The 4,195-nt window shown below is 59.2% G+C and carries 4 protein-coding genes; all 4 read right to left on the bottom strand.

Annotated elements, in window-relative coordinates:
- Positions 1–243: 243 nt before the first annotated feature.
- Entirely contained in the window at positions 244–1,932 is a 1,689-nt protein-coding gene (locus V6C07_RS02685; protein WP_333534840.1) for an L-lactate permease, read from the bottom strand.
- 366 nt (positions 1,933–2,298) lie between these two features.
- Entirely contained in the window at positions 2,299–3,273 is a 975-nt protein-coding gene (locus tag V6C07_RS02680) for a glycosyltransferase family 2 protein (protein ID WP_333534839.1), read from the bottom strand.
- Positions 3,270–3,791 (bottom strand): GtrA family protein, encoded by a 522-nt coding sequence (locus V6C07_RS02675; protein WP_333534838.1) that lies wholly within the window; start codon positions 3,789–3,791, stop codon positions 3,270–3,272. The genes V6C07_RS02680 and V6C07_RS02675 overlap by 4 nt, the downstream gene beginning before the upstream one ends.
- A 153-nt stretch (positions 3,792–3,944) precedes the next feature.
- Positions 3,945–4,195, bottom strand: a 251-nt coding sequence (locus V6C07_RS02670) for a DegT/DnrJ/EryC1/StrS family aminotransferase (RefSeq protein WP_333534837.1), incomplete at its 5' end; no start/stop codon positions are given.

Genomic DNA, 4,195 nt, shown 5'->3' with positions numbered 1-4,195 from the left:
CACGCTCGCTTCGATGCTTAACCGCGCAAGTAAATAGCTCTGCTGTCTTTATCCGTAACTTCCTTTGTCGTAACGGCTGAAGCTGCGCTTGCATCTTTGCGGCGGGCGACTGCTCACGCAGCCGCCAGAGCAATTTCAAAGTGAAATTGCTCTAAAATGAGAGAGGCGGGCAAAGCCCGCCTCTCTCATTTTGCGGCCAGAATTTGCAAGCAGATTCCGCCGGACATTTCAAGATAAAAGCCCCTAGAACACCGTGGGGTTGACGACCACCAGCACCCAGCAGATGACGCCCACCACAAGACCGTACAGCAGGAAGGGCCAGAACGTGCGGCGAAGCACTTCGCCCTCACGGCCGGAAAGTCCCACCACGGCGCAGGCGGCAACAATATTGTGCACGCAGATCATGTTGCCCATGGCGCCGCCAACGGCCTGCGCGGCCACGATGATCTGGCGCGGCAGCTCGAGGGTTCCGGCCATGTTCCACTGGAACTCGGCGAACATAAGGTCAGAAACCGTGTTGGAACCGGTGATAAAGGCCCCCAGGCCGCCCACAAAGGCCGCCAGCATGGGCCACACCGAACCGGCAAAGGCCCCCACGGCCTCGGCCAGGGCAAGAGGCATGGAGGGAACTTCGGCCGGGTTGGTCGCGGAACCGCGGAAGATGGACACCATAGCCACGGCGAAAACCAGGGCAATGGTCGGCGACTTCATTTTGCGGAAGCTTTCCTTCCAGGCGCGGGAAACAGCCTGGCCGGACATCTTGTGCAGCATGATGGTCAGCAGGGAAACCACGATAAAGAAGGTTCCGGGCAGGTACAGATAGTCGATGCTGGCATTGACGCCGGTAAAGCCCAGAATGTCATTGAAGCTGATCTTCTGGCTGGACAGCCAACCCTTGAGCCCCAAAGAGGGAATGCGGGAGATCACCAGCAGCAGACAGATGATTACGTACGGCAGCCAAGCGCGGAACTGGCTCATGCTGGCGTGAAATTCCGTCTTGGTGCTGGTAGGCACAGTGCCGGTCCAGGCTTTGTCCCACTGGCTGGAAGGCGCGAATTCCCACACGTCCTTGGGTACGCAGAAGCCTTTTTTGGTTGCCCACACCACTACGCCGAGGCCCAAAAGGCCGCCCAGCATGGCGGGGAACTCCGGCCCGAGCAGCCAGGCGCACGAAAGATACGGCACAAGAAAGCACACAGCGGCGAACACACAATACTTCCAGGCGCGAAAGCCCGCGGCCCAGGACTTTTCAGGACCGAAAAAGCGGGTCAGAAAGCCGAGCATAAAGATGGTGATGATGATCGCCATAGGGGCGTGCATAATGGTCGCCCATTCGCCCACGGCCTTGCAAAAGGCATCATAGCTGCTGAACGGAAGATTGGGATTGGCGGCCACGGCCTCGGCCACGCTGCCTTTCAAAAATCCGAAACCCACGATGACCGGGGTTCCCACAGCGCCGAAGGTTACCGGCACAGAGTTGAACACAAGACAGATGACCGCTGCGGCCATGGCCGGAAAGCCAAGGGCCAGCAAAAGCGGGGCCGCAAGGGCCGCAGGTGTGCCGAAACCGGCCGCGCCTTCAATAAAGGCCGCAAACATGAAGCCGATGATGATGGCCTGGATGCGGCGGTCACGACTGACGCCCTGCATGCCGTGCTGAATGGTTTCCATGCCGCCGCTCTCTTCCAGCGTATACAGGATGAGGATGGCGCCAAAAACAATGATCAGAACACCAATGGCAACAACAACACCCTGCAGCGACAGCGCCGCAAGGTACAACAGGTCCAGCTTCCAGCCAATGACACCACTGACGGCACAGACAAACCACGCAAGCGGCATGGCGCGCGTGGCGGGCCAACGCAGCCCCACCATCAGAACCAGTGCCACAAGAATCGGAATAACCGCCAGCAAGGCCAACATTCCAACAGACATGCCCACTCCTTTGTTAGCTCGAGTTTTTCATAAACCTGAAAAAACCTGCCCTGCACACTGTTCTTTCTTCGCTCAACCAGTGCAAGGTCAAAGCCGCCCGCTCGGCTTTTCTCGCAATAGCCGCCAATGGCGCGCTGCCAACGCAGCAAGAGCTATCGGGTCGTAAACTTGCGTCCATGCCATAACAACTGCTCCCTTAAGCTATGGGTTGTAGGAGACACGGACCCCTACCAGCGATTGTGCACCCCACACGCGCTGCGGACCCGGCTGTCCCCAAGAATAGCTCTTGGACGGATACCTGTTTCCTGAGTAAAAAACAATGCTTTTTTGAAAGTTGGAAGATGGATAATTAAAAAAACATTCCTTCTAACGGCGAAGCGCGGCAGGCAGGGCAAAGTATAAACGCGCGGCAAGGTCAAAAAATGATCCGGGCAAATAACTTGCGAACCAGAATATTTTATATTTCCTGCCGCTGTTTTTCCAGGGGGCCACGGCCTGACGGGCGGCGGCATTTTTACCTTCACGCCACAAGGCCACGCCCTTCTGAAAAGCGGCCCGCCGCGTAAGCAGCAGCACAAGATTTGCGTATTCCTGATCATAATCCGGATAAAGCCTGCGGTGCTTTTCCAGAATGCGCAGGGTTTCGTCCGCGAACTGGCCGAACTTGCGAAACGTCGTGTTGGTTCCGTGCACACGCCAGACGGTGAGCGCCTCGTCCACGTGGTCCAGCTTCCAGTCGTGGGCAATGCGGTAAAAAACATCCGCCTCCTCGCAGACATTGAGGCTCTCGTCAAACCAGCCGCCGTTAACGCCCCGCCCCGTGGCCGTTCCCTCCGCGGAAAGTCCGGCCAGGGCCTCCGCCCGCACAATGGCGGAAGACATTGATATCCACTGGCGCTCCATCAGGGCTGCGAAAACCATGCCCCGCTCCGGCCGCGCTTCGCCAAAAACACGCTTGAGCACGCGCCTGCCGTCAAAAATCTCCGTATCCGTGCTGACCAGCCCCACCCGCCCGTCAGCTTCAAGCAGGGCCGTCTGAAGCTCCAGCTTGCGCGGCCGCCAGAGGTCGTCGCAATCCAGAAAAGCTATATAACGGCCTCTGGCCTGCGCCAGGGCCAGGTTGCGCGCAGCGCCCAGGGGAACCGTGGTCTCTCCCCTGAAATAGCGCACCTTTTCACCATAACTTTGGGCGATGGCCGGGCTTTCGTCAGTGGAACCGTTGTCCCAGAACACGATCTCGAAGTCCGTAAACGTCTGGGCCATGACGCTGTTCATGGCCTCCCGCAGGTCACGCGAGCTGTTCAGGCAGTTCATGATGACGGAAACAACGGGAGCGCTCATGGTTTTTCCTCACTGGTTGGGGTCTGGGCTGGCGGCGCCGGCCTGTGCGGCGACACTGGCGGAGTCATAGGAGAATGCTGCCGGAATACCCAGTATTTACACAAAAAATAGACCATGACCGGCACAAGCAGCACAGCGGCGGGCATGGCGATTTCGTAGTCCAGGCCAAAACGCATGAGCACCCAGATGATGGCGGAATTCAGCCCAAGGCCGAGGGCTTGGGTTGCGGCAAAGCGCGGCAGCATGGCCCGGTGCGAAAGGTGGCTGTTGGCGCCGCCCGCCCGGAACGTCCAGAGGCACTGCCCAAAATACGACACCACAAAGCTCAGGGCATAGGCCAGAGCGTTGCCTGCCAGAACGGGAACCCCGGGAATCCTGACAAAAAACAAACCCAAAAGGGCATACGTCAAGGTAGCGGCCCCGCCCACCATGCCGAAACGCACCCAACGACGGGCCAGCAAGGCCCGTACAAAGGCCACCAGGTCCGCCGCAACGGGCGCGCGCAGGCCTTTGCTCACAGCACATTTTCCACAGGCAGCGCCGACAGGGCCGCCAGGGTGTCCTGCGGGATTTCTTCCTCGTCATAGCAAGGAATTACCAGTGCAAGCAAAGGAACAGAACGGGACGACAAGAGAGCCTCCTTCAAAACCGTGCGGGCTTCAGGCCGCTCATCACGCAAGGGCCTCGGCCAGGCCCGCGCACACGGCGTCCACATCCTCGATGGTCAGGCCGGGATGCATGGGCAGGGTCACCAGTTCGGCATAGAGCTGTTCGGTGACAGGCAGGCTTTGCCCGGTGCTGAAGCAGCTCAGCAGATGGTTGGGCTTATAGTGTACGCCCGTCGGCAGCCCCTTTGCCGCCAGGGCGGCCTTCACTTCATCCTTGCGGCCATGCAGGACGCGCACGGGCATGATGTGCGGCA

It is taken from the genome of Desulfovibrio sp. 1214_IL3152 (assembly GCF_036763055.1).
Taxonomy (GTDB): Bacteria; Desulfobacterota; Desulfovibrionia; order Desulfovibrionales; family Desulfovibrionaceae; genus Desulfovibrio.
Note: the sequence above shows the minus strand (reverse complement) of the source record. Positions and strands in the feature narration are given on the sequence as shown.